Here is a 19,472-nt window from a genome sequence, read left to right on the forward strand (position 1 = left end):
CGGAAGCACATTGCTCGACCGCCGGACGCCCGCTCACGATATCCGCGTCCGCGTCCCGGTGCGCGCGGCGCAACGCCGAATCCGCCGGTCGGAGGCCCGCCGCACCCTCGAACAGGCGCGCCTCTCGAACAGGCGCGCCTCGGTCAGTCGCGCCTCGGTCAGTCGCGCAGGGAGCCGAGGATCCGGGCGAGCTCGGCGCGGTCGCCCGCGTCCAGGCCGCGGAAGAACTCCTCCGCCTCGGCGGCGCGGGCGGCGCGGATGCCGTCGGCGACCTCGCGTCCGCGCGCCGTGACCCGGACCAGCGTGGCGCGCCGGTCGGCGGGGTCCGGGGCGCGTTCGACGAGGCCGCGCTCCTCGAGGTCGTCGACGACCTCGGTCGCCGACCGCGGTGCGATCCGCAGCTGCTCGGACAGCGCGCCCGGCCGCATGTCGCCGTTGCGGGCCAGCACTCCGAGCGCGCGTGACTGCCCGGGTGTGACGTCCCAGGGTGCGAGGGCGTCCTTGGAGAGGCGGCGCAGCCGCCGGGCGACGGCCCAGAACGTCTCGGCCAGCGAGTCGTCGCCGGGCTCGTCGGCGGTGACGGGGCGGGGCCCGGCGGTCGGACGGTCACCGGTCACGGGAACAAACTACCAGCAGGTCGTGTTGCAGCCTCATGTTGAGGTAACCTCAGCAAGTCTCTACCGAGAGGGGACCGGCTTGGATCCCACCATGAGCGGCGTCACCGTCGCCGCGGACCGCCCGCGCCGCGGCGGTCGTACCGTCACCGCCGCCGAGAAGGAGCAGGCCCGGCGGGTCTCGCTGCGCCGCATCGGTCGGCTGTTCGCCCCGTACCGGACCCAGCTCGTGATCGTCACGGCGATCATCGTCGCGTCCTCGGTCGTCGGGATGGCCTCGCCGTTCCTGCTGCGGGCCGTCATCGACCGCGCGCTCCCCGAGCGCGACGTCGCGCTCCTCGTCGCGCTGGCCGCCGGGATGGTCGCCGTCGCCGCGCTGACCTCGGCGTTCGGCGTCGTCCAGACCTGGATCAGCACCAAGATCGGCCAGCAGGTCATGCACCGGCTGCGCACCGACGTCTTCGCCCACCTGCAGCGGCAGTCCATCGCCTTCTTCACGCGCACCCGCACGGGCGAGGTGCAGTCGCGCATCACCAACGACATCGGCGGGATGCAGTCGGTCGTCACCTCGACCGCCACGTCCATCGCCGCCAACCTCACCACCGCCGTGGCGACGATCGTCGCGATGGCCGCGCTGTCCTGGCAGCTCCTGCTCGTCTCGCTGGTGGTCATGCCGCCCGCGATCTACCTGACCCGACGTGTCGCACGGATGCGCCGCGCGATCACCGCCGAGCAGCAGCGCGAGCTCGCCGACCTCAACGTCACCGTCGAGGAGGGCCTGTCGATCAGCGGCGTCCAGCTCACCAAGACGATGGGCAGCGGCCCCGCGCTCGTCGCGCGGTTCACCGAGTCCTCCGCACGGCTCACCGATCTCGAGCTGCGCAGCCAGCTCGCCGGGCGCTGGCGGATGGCGTCGATGAGCGTCATCTTCGCGGCGATCCCGGCGGTCATCTACGTCGGAGCCGGTCTGCCGGTCACCGCGGGCACGATGACCATCGGCACGCTGATCGCGTTCACGACGCTGCAGGGCTCGCTGTTCCGTCCGCTCACCGGTCTGCTCAACGTCGGCGTCTCGATCGTGAGCTCGCTCGCGCTGTTCGCCCGCATCTTCGAGTACCTCGACCTGACCGTCGAGGTCGACGACCCGGCCGAGCCCGTCGACGTCGACCCGGCGCAGGTCGCGGGCCACGTCCGGTTCTCCGATGTCACCTACGCCTACCCCGGCAGCGACTCCGCGGCCGTCGCCGGCGTCACACTCGACGTCCCGGCGGGCTCGACGCTCGCGCTCGTCGGCGAGACGGGCTCGGGGAAGAGCACCCTCGCGGGCCTCGTCGCCCGGCTGCAGGACCCGACCGGCGGGCGGATCACGATCGACGGCATCGACCTGCGCGACATGCGGCTGGCCGACCTCGCCCGGATCGTCGGCATGGTCAGCCAGGAGACCTACCTGCTGCACACGACCGTCCGGGAGAACCTGCGGCACGCCAAGCCCGACGCGACCGACGCCGAGATCGAGGCCGCCGCGCGCGCGGCCCAGGTCCACGACCTGATCGCGGGCCTGCCCGACGGGTACGACACCGTCGTCGGGTCCCGCGGCCACCGGTTCTCCGGCGGGGAGAAGCAGCGCATCGCGATCGCCCGGACGTTGCTGCGCGACCCGCGGGTGCTCGTCCTCGACGAGGCGACCAGCGCGCTCGACACCGAGACCGAGCGGGCCGTGCAGCAGGCCTTCGACACCCTGTCGCGCGGCCGCACCACCATCACCATCGCCCACCGGCTCTCGACGGTGCGCGGCGCCGACCGGATCGCCGTCGTCGACCAGGGCCGCATCGTCGAGTCCGGGACGCACGACGAGCTCGTGGCCCGCAACGGGCGCTACGCGGCGCTGGCGACGTGACCGGCCGCCGGGCGGACGGCATGCGGGGTCGTCGATCCGGGTACCGGCCATCGTGCACGACGACGACCTCCCGCCCGGACCGACCCGTTCGGACCCGTCGGGTCCGGGCTGGACCCGGCAGCGGCGCGGGAAGGGCTGGAGCTACTCCGACGACCGCGGCCGGGTGATCACCGACCCGCTGGTCCGCAGCCGGATCGGGCAGCTGGCGATCCCGCCGGCGTGGCGCGAGGTCTGGATCGCGCCCGACGAGAGCGGGCACATCCAGGCCGTCGGCACCGACGACGCCGGCCGCCGCCAGTACCTGTACCACCCCGCATGGCGGGAGGCGCGCGACCGGGAGAAGCACGACCGCGCCCTGCTGCTCGGGACGCGGATGCCGCGGGTGCGGGCCGAGATCGCGGCGCGGCTGACGGAGTCCGGGCTGGGGGCACGCCGGGTCCTCGCCGCGGGCCTGCGGATGCTCGACCTCGGGGTCTTCCGCGCGGGCGGCGAGCAGTACGCCCCGGACAACCCGGACGACGACGGCACGTTCGGCCTCGCCACCCTGCTGCGCGACCACGTCAGCCTGAATCGCGGTGCCGTCCTCGTCGACTACCCGGCCAAGGGCGGGGTGCAGCGGTCGGTGCGGCTCGCGGACCCGGAGCTGCACAGGGTGGTCGGGTCGCTGCGCCGCCGGCGCGGTGGGGGGCCGGAGCTGCTGGCGTTCCGCAACGGCTCCGGCCGGTCGCGGGGCGACTGGCACGACGTCACGACGGCCGACCTCAACGCCGCGGTCAAGGAGCTCGCCGGCGCCGAGATGACCTGCAAGGACCTGCGGACCTGGAACGCGACGGTGCTCGCCGCCGTGGACCTCGCCGCCCGCAGCCGCGACGGCGTCCCCGACGCGCAGCGGGCCCGCACCCGCGAGGTGCGGCGCACGATGGAGGCGGTGTCGGACCACCTCGGCAACACCCCGGCCGTGGCCCGGGCATCCTATGTGGATCCGCGGGTCGTGGAGCGCTACGAGGACGGCCGCACGATCCTGCGGGCACTGCGCCGGGTCGGGGACGTCACCTCGGAGGCGGGGTCGGTCGACGCCCGCTCACGCGACATCCTCGACCGGGCCGTCGTCCGGCTCATCAGGAAGGGCTGACCCGGCAGGCCGACCCGGAAGCCGACCCGGAACGGCCGACAGCGGTCGTGAGCGGCGATGGTCGCCGCAGCGTCGCCAGCGACCATCGCCACTCACGGGGCGTCAGCCGCGGGCCGCCGCGAACTCCTGCACGATCCGGTCGCAGAAGGCCGGCAGGTCGTCGGGGTTGCGGCTGGTGGTCAGCCTGCCGTCGGTGACGACCTCCTCGTCGACGGTCGTGCCGCCGGCGTTGCGGATGTCGGTGCGCAGGCTGGGGAACGACGTCAGCGTCCGGCCCTTGACCAGGTCGGCCTCCACGAGCGTCCACGGCGCGTGGCAGATCGCGGCGACGGGGCGGTCGGCGGCGAACGTCTCCCGGACGAAGGCGAGGACGTCCTCGTCGAGCCGCAGCCGGTCGGCGTTGACCGTCCCGCCCGGCATGATCAGCGCGTCGTAGTCCGACGCCGAGACCTCCGACGCGACGCGGTCGACCGGGAACTTCCCGGCCGGTTCGATGTCGCCGTTCATCGCCTGGATGTCGCCGTCGGCGAGCGAGACCAGCTCGGTCGTCGCCCCGGCGCTCTCCACCGCCTTCCGCGGCTCGGTGAGCTCGACCTCCTCGACACCGTCGGTCGCGAGGATGGCGATGCGCAGTCCGTCCAGAGTTCCGCTCATGGCAGCGGACGTGCCCGCCACGGTACGGGGCGAAACGCGGCTCAGCGGATCAGCTCGACGACGGTCGCGTTCGCGGTGCCGCCCCCCTCGCACATGGTCTGCAGGCCGTAGCGGATCCCGTTGTCGCGCATGTGGTGCACGAGACGCGTCATGAGGATCGTGCCCGAGGCCCCGAGCGGGTGCCCGACCGCGATCGCGCCGCCGAGGGGGTTGAGCACCTTGCCGTCGGGATCGTCGAGACCCAGCTCGACCTGCCACGCCAGCGGCACCGGAGCGAACGCCTCGTTGACCTCGAAGGCGCCGATGTCGGAGATCGCCAGGCCCGTGCGGGCCAGCACCTTGCGGGTCGCGGGGATCGGGCCGGTCAGCATCATCAGCGGGTCCGCACCGCTGACGGCGCCGCCGTGGTAGCGGGCGATCGGCGTCAGGCCGAGCTCCTTCGCCCGTTCCGGAGTCGTGACCATGACGGCCGACGCGCCGTCGGAGATCTGGGAGGCGTTGCCCGCGTGGATGACCCCGTCGGCGCTGAACGAGGGCTTCAGCTTCGCGAGCGTCTCCGGCGTGGTGCCGCGACGCAGGCCCTCGTCGGCGGTGAACTCCGGCTTGCCGGGGACCTCGACGAGCTGTCCGGCGAACGCCCCGGAGTCGGTGGCGGCAGCGGCGAGCGCGTGCGAGCGGGAGGCGTACTCGTCGAGCCGGGCGCGCGAGAGGTTCCAGTGCTTCGCGATGCGCTCGGCGCCCACGCCCTGGTTGAAGTCCTGGTTCGGGAACTCGCCGGAGGTGAGGTCGGCGGCGTAGCGCTCGCGCACGAGCGGGCCGAACGGCCGGCCCAGGTCGCGGCCGGCACCCAGCGGCACCCGCGACATCGACTCGACGCCGCCCGCGACGACCAGGTCGTACTGCCCGGCCATCACCATGCCCGCGGCGAAGTCGAGCGACGACTGGCTCGACCCGCAGGCCCGGTTGACCGTCACCCCGGGCACGGTCTCGGGCCAGCCGGCGGCGAGCACGGCGTAGCGCCCGACCTGCGCGGCCTGGTCGCCCGCCTGGTTGACGCAGCCCCAGACGACGTCGTCGACGACCGCCGGGTCGACGCCGGTCCGCTCGGCGAGCGCCCGCAGCACCGCCGCGGACAGGTCGACGGGGTGCACGTCGGCGAGGCTGCCGTTGCGCTTGCCGATGGGTGTGCGGACCGCGTCGACGATGACGGCTTCCGGCATGGTCGCTCCCGACTCTCGTGTCGTAGGGCCTTCATTGACCGTACGACGACCGACCGTACGACCCCGTCCGGCCGTTTCGCCGTGCCGGGCGCAACGTCACACCGCATCATCTGGGTGCGGTACGACGGTGGGAGGGGTTCATGCAGCTGTGGCCGGGGTCGCCCCATCCACTCGGCGCGACGTGGGACGGCGGCGGCACCAACTTCGCCCTCTTCTCCGAGCCGGCCGACATGATCGAGCTGTGCCTGTTCGACGAGGACGGCGTCGAGACCCGGGTGCCGTTGCCCGAGCGCGACGGATTCGTCTGGCACGGCTACCTCCCGCGGGTGCGGCCCGGCACCCGCTACGGCTACCGCGTCCACGGCCCCTACGACCCGGCGGCCGGGCTGCGGTGCAACCCGGCGAAGCTCCTGCTCGACCCGTACGCCATGGCGGTCGACGGCGAGATCACCTGGGACGAGGCGATGTTCGCGTACCGCTTCGGCGACCCCGACTCGCGCAACGACGCGGACTCCGCCCCGTTCGCGATGCGCTCGGTGGTCGCCGACCCGTACTTCGACTGGCAGGACGACCGTCCGCTGCGCATCCCGTACCACGAGACGGTGCTCTACGAGGCGCACGTCCGCGGGTTGACCATGACCAACCCGAAGGTGCCGCGCGACGTGCGGGGCACCTACGCGGGCATCGCGCACCCCGCGACGGTCGAGCACCTGCGCGGTCTCGGTGTCACCGCGCTCGAGCTCATGCCGGTGCACCAGTTCGTGCACGACTCGACCCTCGCCGACCGCGGCCTGCGCAACTACTGGGGCTACAACACCATCGGCTTCTTCGCCCCGCACAACGGCTACGCCGGCTTCGGCACCCGCGGCGAACAGGTGCAGGAGTTCAAGTCGATGGTCCGCACGCTGCACCGGGCGGGCATCGAGGTCATCCTCGACGTCGTCTACAACCACACCGCCGAGGGCAACCACCTCGGGCCGACGCTGTCGTTCCGCGGCATCGACAACCTCGCCTACTACCGCGTGGTACCGGGCGACCCGCGGCACTACTACGACACCACCGGCACCGGCAACAGCCTCAACGCCCGCCACCACGAGTCCCTGCGGCTGATCATGGACTCGCTGCGGTACTGGGTGACCGAGATGCACGTCGACGGCTTCCGCTTCGACCTGGCCTCCAGCTTGGCCAGGGAGTTCCACGAGGTGGACCGGCTCGCCGCGTTCTTCGACCTGGTCAACCAGGACCCGGTGGTGAGCCGCGTCAAGCTCATCGCCGAGCCGTGGGACGTCGGGGAGGGCGGGTACCAGGTCGGCGGCTTCCCACCGCTGTGGACGGAGTGGAACGGCCGCTACCGCGACACCGTGCGCGACTTCTGGCGCGGCGAGCCAGGCATGCTCCCGGAGCTCGCGAGCCGGTTCTCCGGGTCCTCGGACCTCTACGAGGCCGACGGCCGACGGCCCCACGCCTCGATCAACTTCGTCACCGCGCACGACGGCTTCACCCTCGCCGACCTGGTCTCCTACCACGAGAAGCGCAACGAGGCCAACGGCGAGGACAACCGCGACGGGGAGAGCCACAACCGGTCGTGGAACTGCGGCGCGGAGGGCCCGACCGACGACAGCGACGTCAACGTCCTGCGGGAACGCCAGAAGCGCAACCTGCTCACGACGCTGCTGCTGTCGCAGGGCGTCCCGATGATCTCCCACGGCGACGAGCTGGGGCGCACCCAGGGCGGCAACAACAACGCCTACTGCCAGGACTCGCCGCTGTCCTGGATCGACTGGGAGGCCGCCCGCGAGCACGAGGTGCTCACCGAGTTCGTCGCCGGGCTCGCACGGCTGCGCGCCGAGCATCCGGTGTTCCGCAGGCGCCGCTTCTTCCAGGGCCGCCCCATCCACGGCTCCGACGTCGCCGACGTCGCGTGGCTGCGGCCCGACGCGACCCCGATGTCCGACGCCGACTGGCACTCGCGCAGCAGCCTCGCGATCTTCCTCAACGGCCACGGCATCCCCGATCGCGACGACGTCGGCAGGACGATCGTCGACGACTCGTTCCTGCTGCTGGTCAACGCCGCGCCCCAGCACACGACGTTCACGCTGCCCGACGAGACCTACGGCAGGACGTGGCGGATCGTCGTCGACACCGCGGACCCGCTGCTGGCCACCGCGCGCCGGAGGCGGCCCGCGCCCGGGGCCCGGCTGCGTCTGCAGCCCTGGTCGACGACGGTCCTGCTGTCGCGGTACTGAGCGCGCCGTTCGCGGTACCGAGCGTGCTGCCGCGGTACCGGGCAGGGCGCGGTGTCGCGGCCGGCCGGCGGGGGTAGCCCGGGCACGTGGGCACCGATCTCGACGCACTGCGCGACGCCGTCACCCGCTGCACCGACTGCGAGCTCCACGCCGACGCGACGCACGCCGTGTTCGGCGCCGGACCGGCGTCGGCGTGGCTGATGCTCGTGGGGGAGCAGCCCGGTGACCGCGAGGACCGGGAGGGCGCACCGTTCGTCGGCCCGGCGGGCCGGTTGCTCGACACCGCGCTCGAGCGCGCCGGCGTCGACCGCGACGAGGTGTACGTGACCAACGTCGTCAAGCACTTCCGGTTCGAGCGCGAGGGCAAGCGGCGCCTCCACAAGACCCCCGCGGTGCGGCACGTGCGGGCCTGCCGGCACTGGTTCGACGACGAGCTGGCGGTCGTGGGGCCGCGTGTCGTGGTCACGCTGGGGGCGACGGCGGCGAAGGCGCTGGTCGGCCCGGACGTCCGGATCAGCGAGGAGCGCGGCGAGGTGCGGGAGTGGCAGGGCCGGTCGCTGGTGCCGACGATCCATCCGTCCGCGATCCTGCGCGGTTCACCCGAGGCCCGCGACGCCGCGCTCGACGCGTTCGTCGCGGACCTCGGGGTCGCCGCCGGTCTGCGGTCCTGACGGACCGTCAGCCGCGCGGCTCGTCGTCCGGGTCGGCCTCCTCGCGCAGCTGGTCGAGCACGTCGGCCTGGTCGGCCTCCGACAGCCGGTCGACGTCGGGCGGGACGACGATGCCGGCACCGCGGGGATCGGCACCGCGGGGATCGGCACCGGTCTCGGGGTCGGCAGCCTGCTCGACGACCTCGCGCTGCTGCTCGGCGGCGTCGGCCTCGGGGCGTTCTGCGCTGGTCACGGTTCCTCCCGTGCGGTCGGGGACGCTGACCGTCCCCGGCTACCCGCGGGCGCCCCTGGTCACGCCCGGGTCAGCGGGTCGCCGAGACGTTCCAGGTCAACCGGCCCGCGGTGCAGGACGTCGCCGGGATGGTGTGCACGATCTGGCCGGCCACGCTGCTCGCGGTCCACACGGTGTCGACGACGGTCGCGGCGCGCGCCGACAGCGTCAGCGTGAACGTCGCCGCGATCTGCTCGTCGTTGCAGGTGTACCCGTAGGGCGACACGAGCGCGCCGGTCGCGGTCCAGACCCCGCCGGTCCCGGCGGTGAGCGGGACCGCGCCGTCCCACTGGCCGTCGGGGGCGCGCACGGTGCAGGCCGAGCGGGTGCACTCGGAGATGATCACGGGGACCTCGAGCGTCGGGGTCTTCGAGCAGTCCGAGAGGTCGCACGCGGTCTGCGGTCCCTTCAGGACGAAGGCACCCTCCGGCGAGGCGGTCGCGGGAACGGCGTCGACGTCGTCGGGGCCCAGCGAGCCGGCCGGGCGGCGGAACGCGGCGTCGGCCGGGTCGGTCAGCCCGAACTCGCGGATGTTCTGCCCTGCGCCGGTGACCGCGACGGTCGCGCCGAGGTCGAAACCGGGCCAGGCCCCCGCGGGCGGCGTCGTGCCGGGCCGGAGCGCCTCCGGTGCGGTCAGCGGATTGCCCGACGCGCACCGCACGCGTGGGACGCCGTAGCCGTCGACCAGCACGGCGGTGCCGGCCTGCAGCACGGCCTGCGCGTCCTGCTCGGAGCCGTCGGACCAGCCGTGCTCGTGGACGCGGGTGTCGGCGCGCAGCAGCACCGGTGTCAGCTCGCGGACGAACGTGGCGAGGTCGCCGCTGGAGAGCACCGTGGGGGAGCGGCTCCAGCGCAGGCCGGGGTCGCTGCGCAGCGCCGAGACCCAGGCGGTGGCGAGGTCGGGACGCCCGCCGAGGAAGTCGGCGAGGCGGTCGCGGTCGCACGACGCGCTGCCCTTGACCCCGCGGTAGAGCCCGTCGGTGGCGCCGGGAACGGCGTCGCGGTTCGCGATCCCGCGCGGCAGCGACGAGGCGGTCACCGACCCGGGCGGTCCGGTCGTCGTCGCGAAGTCGGAGGTGAAGGCGCCCAACGTGCCGGGGCCGGAAGCGGCGTGCAGGACGAGCCCGTCGGACCGGGAGCCCAGCCACCACCACACCCCGCCGCCCGCGAGCAGCGCGACGACGCCGACCAGCGCCGCGACGAGCGGCCAGCGGCGGCGTGGCCGGTCGGCGGGTGGGCCGGTACCCCGGGGCGGCGCGGTCCCGGAGCCGCCCGGCGGCGGCGGTGCGGGCGCGGCGAACGCGGGCTGCGGGGTCCACCCGGTGTCGGCGGGAGGCGGTGGCGCGCTCCGGTTCCCGCCCGCCGCCGACGGCGGCTGCGGCGGGTTCGTCGCGGCCGTCCCGATCCCGGGCGGGCTCGGCCCGGGCGGGGTCGACCCGGGCGGCAGGGTCGTCGCGGGCGGACCGATCAGGGTCGGGGCCGGCGCCGGTCCGGCGTGCACGCCGGCAGGCCGCGGGGTGGCGAGCCCGCGCGCCGTGGCGACGGCCTCGGCCATGGACTGCGGCCGCGCGGCCGGGTCGACGGCGGCCATCCTGGTCAGCAACGCCGTCAGCTCGGGCGGGACGCCGGGCAGGATCGGCGTCGGCAGCGGACCGCGCAGGATGCGGGCGACCATCGGGGCCGGCCCGACGTCGGAGTCGTCACGGAACGGCGCCCGTCCGCACAGCAGCTCCCACACCGTTGTCGCGAGGGAGTACACGTCGGAGACGACCGTCGGACGGGCGTTGTTGAGCACCTCGGGTGCCACGTGGTCGAGGCTGTATCCGCCCGCGACCGTCTGCGACCTGGCACTGACGGTGCCGCGGGCGACGCCGAAGTCGGTCAGCGCGGGCGATCCGTAGTCGGTGATCATGATGTTGGCGGGCTTGACGTCGCAGTGCAGCACGCCCTGGGCGTGTGCCGCGACGAGCGCCTCGCCGATGCGGATCAGCACGTCGAGCGCGTCGGCGGCCGGCATCGGCCCGTGCTCGCGCAGCGCCGCCGCGTAGGAACCGCGCGCACACAGCTGCAACGCCAGCCACGGGCTGTGGTCGACCACGCCCGCGTCGTAGAGCGCGACGATGTGCGGGTGCTGCGACAGCGCGGCCATCGCCTGCCGTTCGCGCTCGAACCGGCCACGGGCGTCGTCGTCGCGCAGGTCGACCTCGAGGAGCTTGAGGGCCACCGGCCGCCCGGTGGACAGTTGCGTGGCCTCCCACACCACGCTCGACGCGCCGCGCCCGACGACGCGGCGCAGCACGTACCCCGGTGGGACAGCGCCACCCCACGCGCCCGTCCCGTTCACCCCGGTTCCTCCTCGGCCGACGGCGTCGTCCCGTCTCCAGCGATGGCGTCGCGGTCGCGGGCCATCCGTTACGCGCAGTATTCCCATCGGCGCCCGATCCCCGAACCGGGCCCCCTGTCACCCGGCGAGACGACCCGCGCACGGTCGTCGTCCTGACACACTGCGTGGATGGCGAAGCCGACGGCGACCTCGAGCGAGGCGGAAGCTCCCCGCAAGCGCGTGCCGCGCAAGGCCTACGAGGGCGAGCTGCTGCGACTGCAGGGCGAGCTCGTGCAGCTGCAGGAATGGGTCCGCGACACCGGGTCGCGCATCGTGGTCGTCTTCGAGGGCCGCGACGCGGCGGGCAAGGGCGGTGCGATCAAGCGGGTCACCGAGCACCTCAACCCCCGCGTCGCGCGGATCGTCGCGCTGCCCGCGCCGACGGAGCGCCAGCGCACGCAGTGGTACTTCCAGCGCTACGTCGAGCACCTGCCCGCCGCGGGCGAGATCGTCCTGCTCGACCGCAGCTGGTACAACCGCGCCGGCGTCGAGCGCGTGATGGGCTTCTGCACGCCGGAGGAGTACCAGCGCTTCCTGCGGCAGTGCCCGATCTTCGAGAACCTGCTCGTCGAGGACGGGATCGTGCTGCGCAAGTACTGGTTCTCGGTGAGCGACCACGAGCAGGCCCGCCGCTTCGCCGAGCGCGCGTCCGACCCGCTGAAGCAGTGGAAGCTCTCCCCGATGGACCTCGAGTCGATCACCCGCTGGGACGCCTACTCCCAGGCGAAGGACGACATGCTGATCCACACCGACACCGAGATCGCGCCGTGGTGGGTCGTCGAGGCCGAGGACAAGCGGGCGGCGCGGCTCAACATGATCCACCACCTGCTGTCGTCGATCCCGTGGGAGCCGCGGGCACGTCCGCGGCTGGCGCTGCCCGATCGGCCGGCGTCGTCGGGCTACCAGCGGCCGCCGCGCGAGATCCAGCGCAGCGTGCCCGACCATGCCGCGACGCTGAGCTGACGCGCTCCGGGCGACTCAGCTCCAGATCGTCACGTAGACCGGCGGGCGGAACCGGGCGGGCGCGAGACCCTCGCCCGGCGCCCGCAGCAGCTTCATCGCCTCCGGGGTGCTGAGGAAGTGGCGCAACGACGACGCGGCCGCGGAGCGCCGGTCGACCGGCAGCGTCGACACGTGCCACACGACGTCGAGCGGGGTCCCGGGCAGCTCGACGACGGTGAGCTCGCGGCGCCGGACGTGGTGCACCGCGAGGTGCGCGATGCCGGGGGCCACACCCGCGCCGCGGGCGGCGGCGTCCCAGGCGGCGGTCTGCGTCGGGAACACCGACAGGCTCGACTCGGGGATGCGGGCGGCACGCAGCAGCCGGCCGACGTCGCTGTCCGGGTCGGTCGCCGACGTCTCGACGAGCCACGGCCAGCGCGCGGGCGGGCCGGTGAACCGGGCGTCGGGAGCGGCGAGCACAACGAGGCGCGCCCGGAAGATCGGCTCGCTGACCAGCCCCATCGAGCGCTCGCCACCCAGGTGCGGCCCGAGGGCGACGTCGGCCAGGCGCTGCGAGACGAGCGCGCCCATCTCGGCGGTGGTCGCGACGCCGGAGCTGATCTCGATGGTCCCCGACGACCGCGCGCCGAACGTCTCGCCCAGAGGACCGGCGACGAACTCGACGACCGGGCTGGGCGCCACCAGCCGCAGCTGCTCGGGCGCACCCTTGGCCGAGCGCACCGCCGACTCCGCCTCCGCGCCGAGTGCCACCATCTGCGCCGCGATCGCGAGCAGTCGGGTGCCGCCCGCCGTCATCGTCATGCCGTTGCCGCTGCGCACCAGTAGCGGGTCGCCGAGGTACTTGCGCAACGCGGCCAGGGCCTGGGAGACGGCGGGCTCGCTGACCGACAGTGCGTTGGCGGCCGCCTTGACCGACCCCAAGCGCGCCACGAGCACGAACGCGCTCAGCTGCGTCAGCGTCATGCCGGGCATTCTCGACCATCGGAGGCCGCGATCGGGGCCCCGTTAAGCGATCACTTAGGAGTACATCTCGCGCGGAGGGTCGGTGCGCGAGATGCACGTGGCGGTCGTGCGGACCGCAGCCGAACGCGCTGGCACGCATCTCGGCCGTCCGCGACCCCGCGACAGAGAGCCCTGCAGGCGAGAAGCCGCCGCGATTTAAGCGAACGCTTAGCCGAGGGTGTCGCGCAGACGCCCCCGCCGCGAGACTCTGCCGAACGGCGGAGGGTGCTGCGGTGGCGCGCCGACCGGGCCACCATGAACCCTGAACCGCCGCAGGAGGAGGACGACGATGTCCGAGCGCGAGACACGTACCGATGACGCTCTGACCGTGCTGCGCGGAATCTGGTCGGCCACCGGCCAGACCAGCGCCGAGCTGGAGGAACGGTTCGGCCGCAGCCCCGGCAAGGTCTGCAAGAACATGAAGAACATCGGGTTCGGCGGAATGCCCGGCGACCCGATCGACGGCGACACCAACACCCCCGTCGACGAGGACGTCCGCGCCGCCTGGCGTCGCCGCCTCGCACGCGACGGCAAGCTGCATCCACGCGGCCGCAGCGTCGGCGAGACCCTCAACTCCTGTGAGCGGCAGTAGTCGCTATGGCGGCCATTTCCACTCACGAGCCCACTGTTGCGAGGAGATCGTTCCGTTGACCCGTCCCGGCTCGGTTGCCGAGCTCACCGATGCATTGCGCGCCACCGGCTATCTCGCCGACCGCGGCCTGGCCACCGCCGTCCACGTCGCCCTCGGCCTCGACCGGCCCGTCCTGCTGGAGGGCGAGGTCGGCGTCGGCAAGACGGAGCTGGCCAAGGCGCTCGCAGACGTGTTGGGGCGCACGCTGATCCGGCTGCAGTGCCACGAGGGGATCGACGCCGCGCAGGCCCTCTACGAGTGGGACCACGCCCGCCAGCTCATGCACATCCGCGCGCTGCAGGAAACGAACTCCTCGCCCGACGACGCCGTCGACGCCTTGTTCGGCCCGAAGTTCCTCCAGGAACGCCCGCTGCTCGCCGCCGTCCGCGCCGGTGCCGGAGCGGTGCTGCTCGTCGACGAGATCGACCGCGCCGACGACGAGTTCGAGGCGTTCCTGCTGGAGCTGCTGTCGGACTTCCAGGTGACGATCCCCGAGATCGGGACCGTCGTCGCTGATACGCCGCCGTTGGTGCTACTCACGTCGAACCGCACCCGCGAGCTGCACGACGCCCTCAAGCGCCGCTGCCTCTACCACTGGATCGGCTACCCGTCCGCCGCCCGCGAGGTCGCGATCGTCCGGTCGCGCCGGCCCGAGGTGTCCGAGGCGCTCGCCGAGTCGGTCGTCGCGGCCGTGCACCGGCTGCGCGCCATGGACCTCGCCAAGCCCCCCGGCGTCGCCGAGACCATCGACTGGGCCCGCACCCTCGACTTCCTGGGCGACGACCTCGACGCCGCCACCGCCGACCTCACCCTCGGCTCGGTCGTGAAGGACCACGACGACGAGGAGCTCGTCCGCACCCGGCTCGACGAGCTCACCCGCGGCTGAGATGGCCGATCTCGTCGGGCTCCTGGTCCGGTTCGCCCGCACCCTGCGCGCCGAGGGTGTCGCCATCGGGCCCGGCGACGTCCTCACCTACTGCGCATCCGTCGCCACCCTCGATCCCACCGACCTCGTCGACCTCTACTGGGGCGGACGGATCGCGCTCGTCACCCGGCACGAGGACGTCGAGACCTACGACCGGATCTTCGAGGAGTTCTTCCTCGGCACCGGGGTCGACGCCGGCTCCCTCCTGGAGCTGCTGCTGCGCGCCGAACCCGAGGCGGAGACGACGCTGGAGACCGTCGCGCCCGACCCCGGCGACGACGAGCGCCCCGACGAGGAGACGACGCTCGGGCTCATGGCGTCCGACGTCGAGACCCTCTCGTCGCGGGCATTTGCCGAATGCACCGACGACGAGTTGGAGACGTTGCGGCGCATCATGTCCGGCATCCGGCTCCGACCCCCGATGCGCCGCACCCGACGCACCCGCCCCGCCCGCCGCGGCCGGCGTCCCGACCTCCGCGCCACGGTCCGTCGCTCCCTGCGCACCCACGGCGAGCTCGTCGAGCTGCGCTACCGGCGCCGCCGCGTCCGGCCCCGCCCGCTCGTGCTGATCCTCGACATCTCCGGCTCCATGGCCGACTACTCCCGCGCCATGCTGCAGTTCGCGCACTCCGCCCAGCGCGGCGCCCGGTTCCGTGTCGAGGTGTTCTGCTTCGGCACCCGGCTCACCCACCTGACGCCGTCGCTGCGCACCCGCAGCCCGGACGAGGCGCTCGCGCGCGCCGCGGACCTCGTCGTCGACTGGGAGGGCGGGACCCGCATCGGGCAGGCGATCGACGAGTTCGTCCGACGCTGGGGGCGCCGCGGGATGGCGCGGGGCGGGATCGTCGTCGTGTGTTCCGACGGGCTCGACCGCGGTGATCCCGAGCTGCTCGAGTCGGCCATGCAGAAGCTCGCGCGGCTCTGCCACCGCGTGGTGTGGACCAACCCGCACGTCGTCGCCGGAGGCAGAGGGGTGCCGCGGACCGTCGGCATGCTCGTTGCCGAGCCGTACGTCGACGTGCTGCTGTCGGGGCGTGACCTCGGGAGTCTCGACGAGCTGGCGGCGCTGCTGCCGGAGCTGGGATAGGAGCGGGCGATGCGCTGGAGTGTGGGACTCGAGGCCCAGGGCGACCGGTTGGTCACCCACGACGAGATCGTCGAGCTCGCCGACGCCGTCGCCCCGCACGGCGGCATCGCCTCGGGCATCGGCACCGACCGTTACGGCGCGCAGATCATCGTCGACGCGTCGTCGCACGACGAGGCCGTCGAACGCGGGACCGCGACCTTCCGTGCGGCCGCCGCCACCGCCGGGCTACCGGAGTTCCCGATCGTCCGTGCGGAGGCGGTGAGCGAGGCGGACGACGACCTGGCCTGGGAGGCATGATCCGTCTCGGCTCGTTGGCGGGCTATGCCTTCTCCGGCCCGCGGCTGCTCGCCGGCTGGGCCCCGCCCGCGGAGCCGGGCGTCTACGCGATCCTCTACAAGCCCGAACCCGAGCGGGAGCGATACGCCGTCGTCTACGTCGGCCATGCCGACGACCTCACCGCCGAGGGCCTGCCCCTGCGCCACCCCCGCGCCCACTGCTGGACCCAGCGCGCCGGCGGAAAATGGCGCCTGCACGTCGCCACGTTGTCGATCCCGGGTGGCACCCGCGGCCACCGCGAGATGGTCGCCGAGGAACTGATCTCGATGTACACCCCCCACTGCAACGCCGAACGCTACGACGGCTCCTGGCGCGAGGAGTGGATCCTGTGACCTGAAGCCTGTGCGCGGCGATAGTCGCTACAGCGACCAGCGCCGCGCACGACCGCCTGTCCACATGCGGTCGCGTGCTCCACAGATCCCCCGACCGATCCCCGGAGGAGGCGATCCGCAGCCGATCGTCGTCGTATGACGATCATCGACACCCCCTCGTGGCCGGCGCTGCTCGAACGCCAGCACGGCATGGCCTCACTCGCACAGCTCCGGGATTGCGGCGTCAGCTGGAGCGCAGTCGTCGCTCGGACGAAGGCGGGTCGTTGGCGCCGCCACCTTCCCCGCGTCTACGCGACCTTCACCGGTCCGCCCCCTCGCGAGGCGAGAGTCAGCGGCGCGTTGCTGTACGGCGGGGCGAGGGCCGTGCTCAGCCATCGCACCGCTGCGGAGGAGTGGGGGCTGCTCCGCCATGAGGACGGGCCGATCCACCTCACGGTCCCGTACGGCACCTCGGCCGTCTCACAGCCCGGGCTCGTCGTAGTCCACCGCTCCCGCGCCTTCGGCCACATCGTGGTCGCCTCCGACCCACCGCGAACGAGCCTGGGCGACACGGTGATCGACCTCGCGGCGGCCGAGGGGGACGTGATGGAGGCGCGCCGGACCCTCGTCGCGCTGCTGACCACCGGTCGGGTCGGACCGGACCATCTCCGACAGCGCCTCCTCGAACGTCCGCCTCGGCGCCATCGCCGTGTGCTCGCCGATGCGGTCGCGTTGGTGCGCGACGGGGTCCACTCCGCCCTCGAGGAGCTGTACGCCTCCGATGTCGAGGCGGCACACGGGCTTCCCGCCGGCCGTCGGCAGACGCCGACGTCGGTCGACGGGTTCACGCTCTACGAGGATGTGACCTACGACCATGCCGGTGCCGACGTCACGATCCGCCTCGACGGTCGGACGCACCTCGCCGACGGGACGGCGTTCCGCGATCGCCGCCGCGACAACGCTGCGGAGCTGGCAGGCCGGGCCCGGCTCGTCTACGGCTGGAAGGACCTGTCGAGCGATCCGTGCGCGGCCGCCCGGGAGGTGGCGACGGTCCTGATCCGTCGTGGCTGGCCCGGGCGGCCGACGCGGTGCGCACGCTGCGCGTGAGGGTCGTGAGTGGCGATGGTCGCCATGGCGACCATCGCCACTCACAGGGTTTTCAGGCCCACCCCGTCGAAGAGGCGTGAGCGGCGGTGGCCCGAGGCGGGGACCGCCACCTCCGGGCGGGTCGGGTTGGGGGACGCCTTGCGCACGATCTGCTCCGCGAAGCCGTAGAGCAGGGGGAGGGCGCCGGCGACGGTGCCGCCCGAGCGGTTGATGTGCTCGACGCCCGGGCCGATGAGGGCGGCGTCCCGGTTGACCTGCTGGACGCTCTCCTCGCAGGTCTCCAGGTTCGTCGCGATCCCGGTGAGCAGCGTGCCCACCCAGAACAGGTAGAACGCCAGCCCCGCGATGAGCAGCGCGATCACCACGACGGTCAGGACGATCATCGTGACGCTCCGTTCGTAGCGGCGGCGGGGGTCGGGATCGACGGCAGCACCCGGCCCAGGAATAGGTGGTGCTGCAGGCCCTCGGCGAGGACGCGGTCGACGGCGTCGCCGGTGGGGTCGATCAGCGCGGTCGACGCCGTGTTGGCCGTGACCTGCTCCAGCGTCGACCTGATCTGACCGACACGGCGGTCGATGGTCTTCACCAGCTGCACGAGCACCTGCAGCAGGACTGCGACGACGATGACGACGACGAACCCGGCGATGATCGCGATCCACCAGGCGGTGGTGTCCGACATGTCAGCCTCCCAGCCTGGCGCGCCCGCGGGCGAGGCCCGCGGTGATGGTGTCGGCGAAGTCGATCGTCTCCGCCAGTGCGGCGAGCGGGCGGGTGTTGACCTCCGCCTTCTGCAGTCCCTCGTTGATCGACTGTGCCTGGCGGCCGATCCGCGCCGCGAGTACCAGGATCGGCACCACCAGCGCGACGACGACCAGCACGACGACGATGCCGATCGCGAACCCCACGATCCATCCTGTGCTCATCGGTCACACCCCCGCACAGAAGTCGCGGACCGGCTTCAGGTTCGCGTTCACCGAGGTCAGCCGTTCGGGGACGGGCGCGGTCGAGGCGACGATCGCACCGACCCCGCCGTCGAGGGCAGCCAGGGTCCGTGAGACGTGCCGCAGGTGCAGGATCACCCGCAGCAGCCCGATCCCGGCGATGGCGATGATGAGGGCGGCGATGACGATCGTCGCCCAGGCGGCGGCGGGCATCAGTGGGCACCTTCCTTCGGAGGCAGGAGGACCGCCACGCTGCCCGCATAGCGGACCGCGCCTGCGGACACCTGGGCGACGGTCGCGTCGGTCGTCGCGAGCATCGAGGGGACGGGGTCGAGCGCGCCGGCGAGCTCCACGCCGCCGGCGAGGATGTCGTCGGCCGCCCAGCGGATGCGCTCGACGGCGGCGAGCACCCGGTTGAGCAGGGCGATCACCACCGGGAGCACCACGAGCAGCAGGACGGCGTTGCCGATCCACCACAGCACCATGTCTTGTCGCCTCCTACGCGGGTCGGGTACTCGGGCCGAAGAAGCGGCGGACCACCCGTTTGAGCGCCATCAGCGCCGCGGACAGGCCGATCCGGAACCCGCTCGCGGGAGCGGCCCGGGTGATGGTGACCGTGCCGCCGCGTGATCGGGCCTCGGCATTGGCGGCGATGCAGTCGGTGAAGGCGCCCAGCAGGACGCTGGTGACGTCGGAGATCATGCCGCGCCCGTACTGGGCGGCGGCGCCGGAGATCTGCAGGTCCTGCACCACGTGCATCGACGTCGCACCCGCACCGGCCGGCGCCAGCGAGGCGGTCACCGACATCTCCGCGGTGCCCCGGCCGCGGGCCTCGGAGCCGGCCGCGTGCAGCACCATCGTGTGTGTCGACGGGTCGGACGAACGGATCTGCGCGACCCCGGTGAACCGCAGCGACACCGGACCCATGCTGACCTTCACCCCGCCGGTGAACGAGCCGTCGGGCTGCTCGCCGGTGAGCTCCGCGCCGGGCAGGCAGGGAGCCAGCGCGGGGACGTCCTGCAGGAACTCCCAGACGTCGTCGAGCGGTGCGGCGAGCCGGAAGTCGTTCTCGATGAGCATC

Annotated in this window: 23 protein-coding genes; 11 read left to right on the forward strand and 12 right to left on the reverse strand. The window is 73.1% G+C overall.

Annotated elements, in window-relative coordinates:
* Nucleotides 1-158 precede the first annotated feature (158 nt).
* On the reverse strand, nt 159-617 hold the full coding sequence (locus tag PSED_RS35300) for a MarR family winged helix-turn-helix transcriptional regulator (RefSeq protein WP_013674756.1): 459 nt from the start codon (nt 615-617) through the stop codon (nt 159-161).
* 91 nt (nt 618-708) lie between these two features.
* Here PSED_RS35300 and PSED_RS13270 point away from each other — a divergent pair, with 91 nt between their 5' ends.
* On the forward strand, nt 709-2,511 hold the full coding sequence (locus PSED_RS13270) for an ABC transporter ATP-binding protein (RefSeq protein ID WP_013674757.1): 1,803 nt from the start codon (nt 709-711) through the stop codon (nt 2,509-2,511).
* Nucleotides 2,512-2,563: 52 nt separating this feature from the next.
* On the forward strand, nt 2,564-3,643 hold the full coding sequence (locus PSED_RS13275; RefSeq protein WP_013674758.1) for a DNA topoisomerase IB: 1,080 nt from the start codon (nt 2,564-2,566) through the stop codon (nt 3,641-3,643).
* A 102-nt stretch (nt 3,644-3,745) separates the two neighbouring features.
* Here the strand turns inward: PSED_RS13275 and PSED_RS13280 are convergent, their stop codons facing one another.
* Together PSED_RS13280 and PSED_RS13285 are read right to left on the reverse strand one after the other, a co-directional pair.
* Entirely contained in the window at nt 3,746-4,297 is a 552-nt protein-coding gene (locus PSED_RS13280) for a type 1 glutamine amidotransferase domain-containing protein (RefSeq protein WP_013674759.1), read from the reverse strand.
* Between the two features lie 41 nt (nt 4,298-4,338).
* The gene (locus tag PSED_RS13285) at nt 4,339-5,517 is read right to left on the reverse strand and encodes a thiolase family protein (protein WP_013674760.1); all 1,179 of its coding nucleotides are present in this window, start codon (nt 5,515-5,517) and stop codon (nt 4,339-4,341) included.
* A gap of 140 nt (nt 5,518-5,657) precedes the next feature.
* Between PSED_RS13285 and glgX the strand changes: the two genes are divergently transcribed.
* Nucleotides 5,658-7,763 (forward strand): glycogen debranching protein GlgX, encoded by a 2,106-nt coding sequence (gene glgX / locus PSED_RS13290; RefSeq protein ID WP_013674761.1) that lies wholly within the window; start codon nt 5,658-5,660, stop codon nt 7,761-7,763.
* Nucleotides 7,764-7,849: 86 nt separating this feature from the next.
* Nucleotides 7,850-8,434 carry a UdgX family uracil-DNA binding protein gene (locus PSED_RS13295; RefSeq protein WP_013674762.1) on the forward strand — a complete coding sequence of 195 codons (585 nt, stop codon included), beginning with the start codon at nt 7,850-7,852 and terminating at the stop codon, nt 8,432-8,434.
* A gap of 7 nt (nt 8,435-8,441) precedes the next feature.
* Here the strand turns inward: PSED_RS13295 and PSED_RS13300 are convergent, their stop codons facing one another.
* Complete coding sequence (locus PSED_RS13300) at nt 8,442-8,666, reverse strand: hypothetical protein (RefSeq protein WP_013674763.1); 225 nt, start codon at nt 8,664-8,666, stop codon at nt 8,442-8,444.
* Nucleotides 8,667-8,736: 70 nt separating this feature from the next.
* Entirely contained in the window at nt 8,737-11,049 is a 2,313-nt protein-coding gene (locus PSED_RS13305) for a serine/threonine-protein kinase (protein WP_013674764.1), read from the reverse strand.
* A gap of 168 nt (nt 11,050-11,217) precedes the next feature.
* Between PSED_RS13305 and ppk2 the strand changes: the two genes are divergently transcribed.
* Entirely contained in the window at nt 11,218-12,051 is an 834-nt protein-coding gene (gene ppk2, locus PSED_RS13310) for a polyphosphate kinase 2 (protein ID WP_013674765.1), read from the forward strand.
* 15 nt (nt 12,052-12,066) lie between these two features.
* Here ppk2 and PSED_RS13315 read toward each other — a convergent pair whose 3' ends face one another.
* On the reverse strand, nt 12,067-13,014 hold the full coding sequence (locus PSED_RS13315) for a LysR family transcriptional regulator (protein WP_013674766.1): 948 nt from the start codon (nt 13,012-13,014) through the stop codon (nt 12,067-12,069).
* 328 nt (nt 13,015-13,342) lie between these two features.
* On the opposite strand from PSED_RS13315, the gene PSED_RS13320 reads away from it, so the two are divergent.
* The 6 genes from PSED_RS13320 (at nt 13,343) to PSED_RS13345 (ending at nt 17,450) form a co-directional block, all read left to right on the forward strand.
* Nucleotides 13,343-13,645, forward strand: a complete 303-nt coding sequence (locus PSED_RS13320) for a hypothetical protein (protein ID WP_013674767.1) — start codon at nt 13,343-13,345, stop codon at nt 13,643-13,645.
* Between the two features lie 55 nt (nt 13,646-13,700).
* Nucleotides 13,701-14,570, forward strand: a complete 870-nt coding sequence (locus tag PSED_RS13325; protein ID WP_013674768.1) for an AAA family ATPase — start codon at nt 13,701-13,703, stop codon at nt 14,568-14,570.
* Between the two features lies 1 nt (nt 14,571).
* Entirely contained in the window at nt 14,572-15,696 is a 1,125-nt protein-coding gene (locus PSED_RS13330) for a vWA domain-containing protein (protein ID WP_013674769.1), read from the forward strand.
* A gap of 9 nt (nt 15,697-15,705) precedes the next feature.
* Entirely contained in the window at nt 15,706-15,993 is a 288-nt protein-coding gene (locus PSED_RS13335) for a hypothetical protein (protein WP_013674770.1), read from the forward strand.
* Nucleotides 15,990-16,364, forward strand: a complete 375-nt coding sequence (locus PSED_RS13340; protein ID WP_013674771.1) for a hypothetical protein — start codon at nt 15,990-15,992, stop codon at nt 16,362-16,364. Before PSED_RS13335 ends, PSED_RS13340 begins: the two co-directional genes overlap by 4 nt.
* 135 nt (nt 16,365-16,499) lie before the next feature.
* Entirely contained in the window at nt 16,500-17,450 is a 951-nt protein-coding gene (locus PSED_RS13345) for a hypothetical protein (protein WP_013674772.1), read from the forward strand.
* A gap of 41 nt (nt 17,451-17,491) precedes the next feature.
* Here PSED_RS13345 and PSED_RS13350 read toward each other — a convergent pair whose 3' ends face one another.
* Genes PSED_RS13350 through PSED_RS13375 form a run of 6 tightly spaced genes read right to left on the reverse strand, consistent with a single transcriptional unit; the run spans nt 17,492 to nt 19,471 of the window.
* Nucleotides 17,492-17,833, reverse strand: a complete 342-nt coding sequence (locus PSED_RS13350; protein ID WP_013674773.1) for a hypothetical protein — start codon at nt 17,831-17,833, stop codon at nt 17,492-17,494.
* The gene (locus PSED_RS13355) at nt 17,830-18,129 is read right to left on the reverse strand and encodes a hypothetical protein (protein WP_013674774.1); all 300 of its coding nucleotides are present in this window, start codon (nt 18,127-18,129) and stop codon (nt 17,830-17,832) included. The genes PSED_RS13350 and PSED_RS13355 overlap by 4 nt, the downstream gene beginning before the upstream one ends.
* Nucleotide 18,130: 1 nt before the next feature.
* The gene (locus tag PSED_RS13360; protein ID WP_041759617.1) at nt 18,131-18,373 is read right to left on the reverse strand and encodes a hypothetical protein; all 243 of its coding nucleotides are present in this window, start codon (nt 18,371-18,373) and stop codon (nt 18,131-18,133) included.
* Nucleotides 18,374-18,376: 3 nt separating this feature from the next.
* On the reverse strand, nt 18,377-18,604 hold the full coding sequence (locus PSED_RS13365; RefSeq protein WP_013674776.1) for a hypothetical protein: 228 nt from the start codon (nt 18,602-18,604) through the stop codon (nt 18,377-18,379).
* Nucleotides 18,604-18,876: a hypothetical protein gene (locus PSED_RS13370; protein ID WP_013674777.1), complete on the reverse strand. Its 273-nt coding sequence runs from the start codon at nt 18,874-18,876 to the stop codon at nt 18,604-18,606. Before PSED_RS13370 ends, PSED_RS13365 begins: the two co-directional genes overlap by 1 nt.
* A gap of 13 nt (nt 18,877-18,889) precedes the next feature.
* Entirely contained in the window at nt 18,890-19,471 is a 582-nt protein-coding gene (locus PSED_RS13375) for an SRPBCC family protein (protein ID WP_013674778.1), read from the reverse strand.
* Nucleotide 19,472: the final 1 nt, after the last annotated feature.

Source organism: Pseudonocardia benzenivorans CB1190, from assembly GCF_000196675.2.
GTDB classification, from domain to species: domain Bacteria; phylum Actinomycetota; class Actinomycetes; order Mycobacteriales; family Pseudonocardiaceae; genus Pseudonocardia; species Pseudonocardia benzenivorans.

Excerpts from the sequence above, each read along its gene's own strand:
- PSED_RS13335 (WP_013674770.1), top strand. The coding sequence starts at position 15,706 with ATGCGCTGGAGTGTGGGACTCGAGGCCCAGGGCGACCGGTTGGTCACC.
- PSED_RS13320 (WP_013674767.1), top strand. The coding sequence starts at position 13,343 with ATGTCCGAGCGCGAGACACGTACCGATGACGCTCTGACCGTGCTGCGC.
- PSED_RS13375 (WP_013674778.1), bottom strand. The coding sequence starts at position 19,471 with ATGCTCATCGAGAACGACTTCCGGCTCGCCGCACCGCTCGACGACGTC.
- PSED_RS13370 (WP_013674777.1), bottom strand. The coding sequence starts at position 18,876 with ATGGTGCTGTGGTGGATCGGCAACGCCGTCCTGCTGCTCGTGGTGCTC.
- glgX (WP_013674761.1), top strand. The coding sequence starts at position 5,658 with ATGCAGCTGTGGCCGGGGTCGCCCCATCCACTCGGCGCGACGTGGGAC.
- PSED_RS13285 (WP_013674760.1), bottom strand. The coding sequence starts at position 5,517 with ATGCCGGAAGCCGTCATCGTCGACGCGGTCCGCACACCCATCGGCAAG.
- PSED_RS13340 (WP_013674771.1), top strand. The coding sequence starts at position 15,990 with ATGATCCGTCTCGGCTCGTTGGCGGGCTATGCCTTCTCCGGCCCGCGG.
- PSED_RS13350 (WP_013674773.1), bottom strand. The coding sequence starts at position 17,833 with ATGATCGTCCTGACCGTCGTGGTGATCGCGCTGCTCATCGCGGGGCTG.
- PSED_RS13360 (WP_041759617.1), bottom strand. The coding sequence starts at position 18,373 with ATGAGCACAGGATGGATCGTGGGGTTCGCGATCGGCATCGTCGTCGTG.
- PSED_RS13365 (WP_013674776.1), bottom strand. The coding sequence starts at position 18,604 with ATGCCCGCCGCCGCCTGGGCGACGATCGTCATCGCCGCCCTCATCATC.
- PSED_RS13315 (WP_013674766.1), bottom strand. The coding sequence starts at position 13,014 with ATGACGCTGACGCAGCTGAGCGCGTTCGTGCTCGTGGCGCGCTTGGGG.
- PSED_RS13280 (WP_013674759.1), bottom strand. The coding sequence starts at position 4,297 with ATGAGCGGAACTCTGGACGGACTGCGCATCGCCATCCTCGCGACCGAC.
- PSED_RS13270 (WP_013674757.1), top strand. The coding sequence starts at position 709 with ATGAGCGGCGTCACCGTCGCCGCGGACCGCCCGCGCCGCGGCGGTCGT.
- PSED_RS13345 (WP_013674772.1), top strand. The coding sequence starts at position 16,500 with ATGACGATCATCGACACCCCCTCGTGGCCGGCGCTGCTCGAACGCCAG.
- ppk2 (WP_013674765.1), top strand. The coding sequence starts at position 11,218 with ATGGCGAAGCCGACGGCGACCTCGAGCGAGGCGGAAGCTCCCCGCAAG.
- PSED_RS13330 (WP_013674769.1), top strand. The coding sequence starts at position 14,572 with ATGGCCGATCTCGTCGGGCTCCTGGTCCGGTTCGCCCGCACCCTGCGC.
- PSED_RS13355 (WP_013674774.1), bottom strand. The coding sequence starts at position 18,129 with ATGTCGGACACCACCGCCTGGTGGATCGCGATCATCGCCGGGTTCGTC.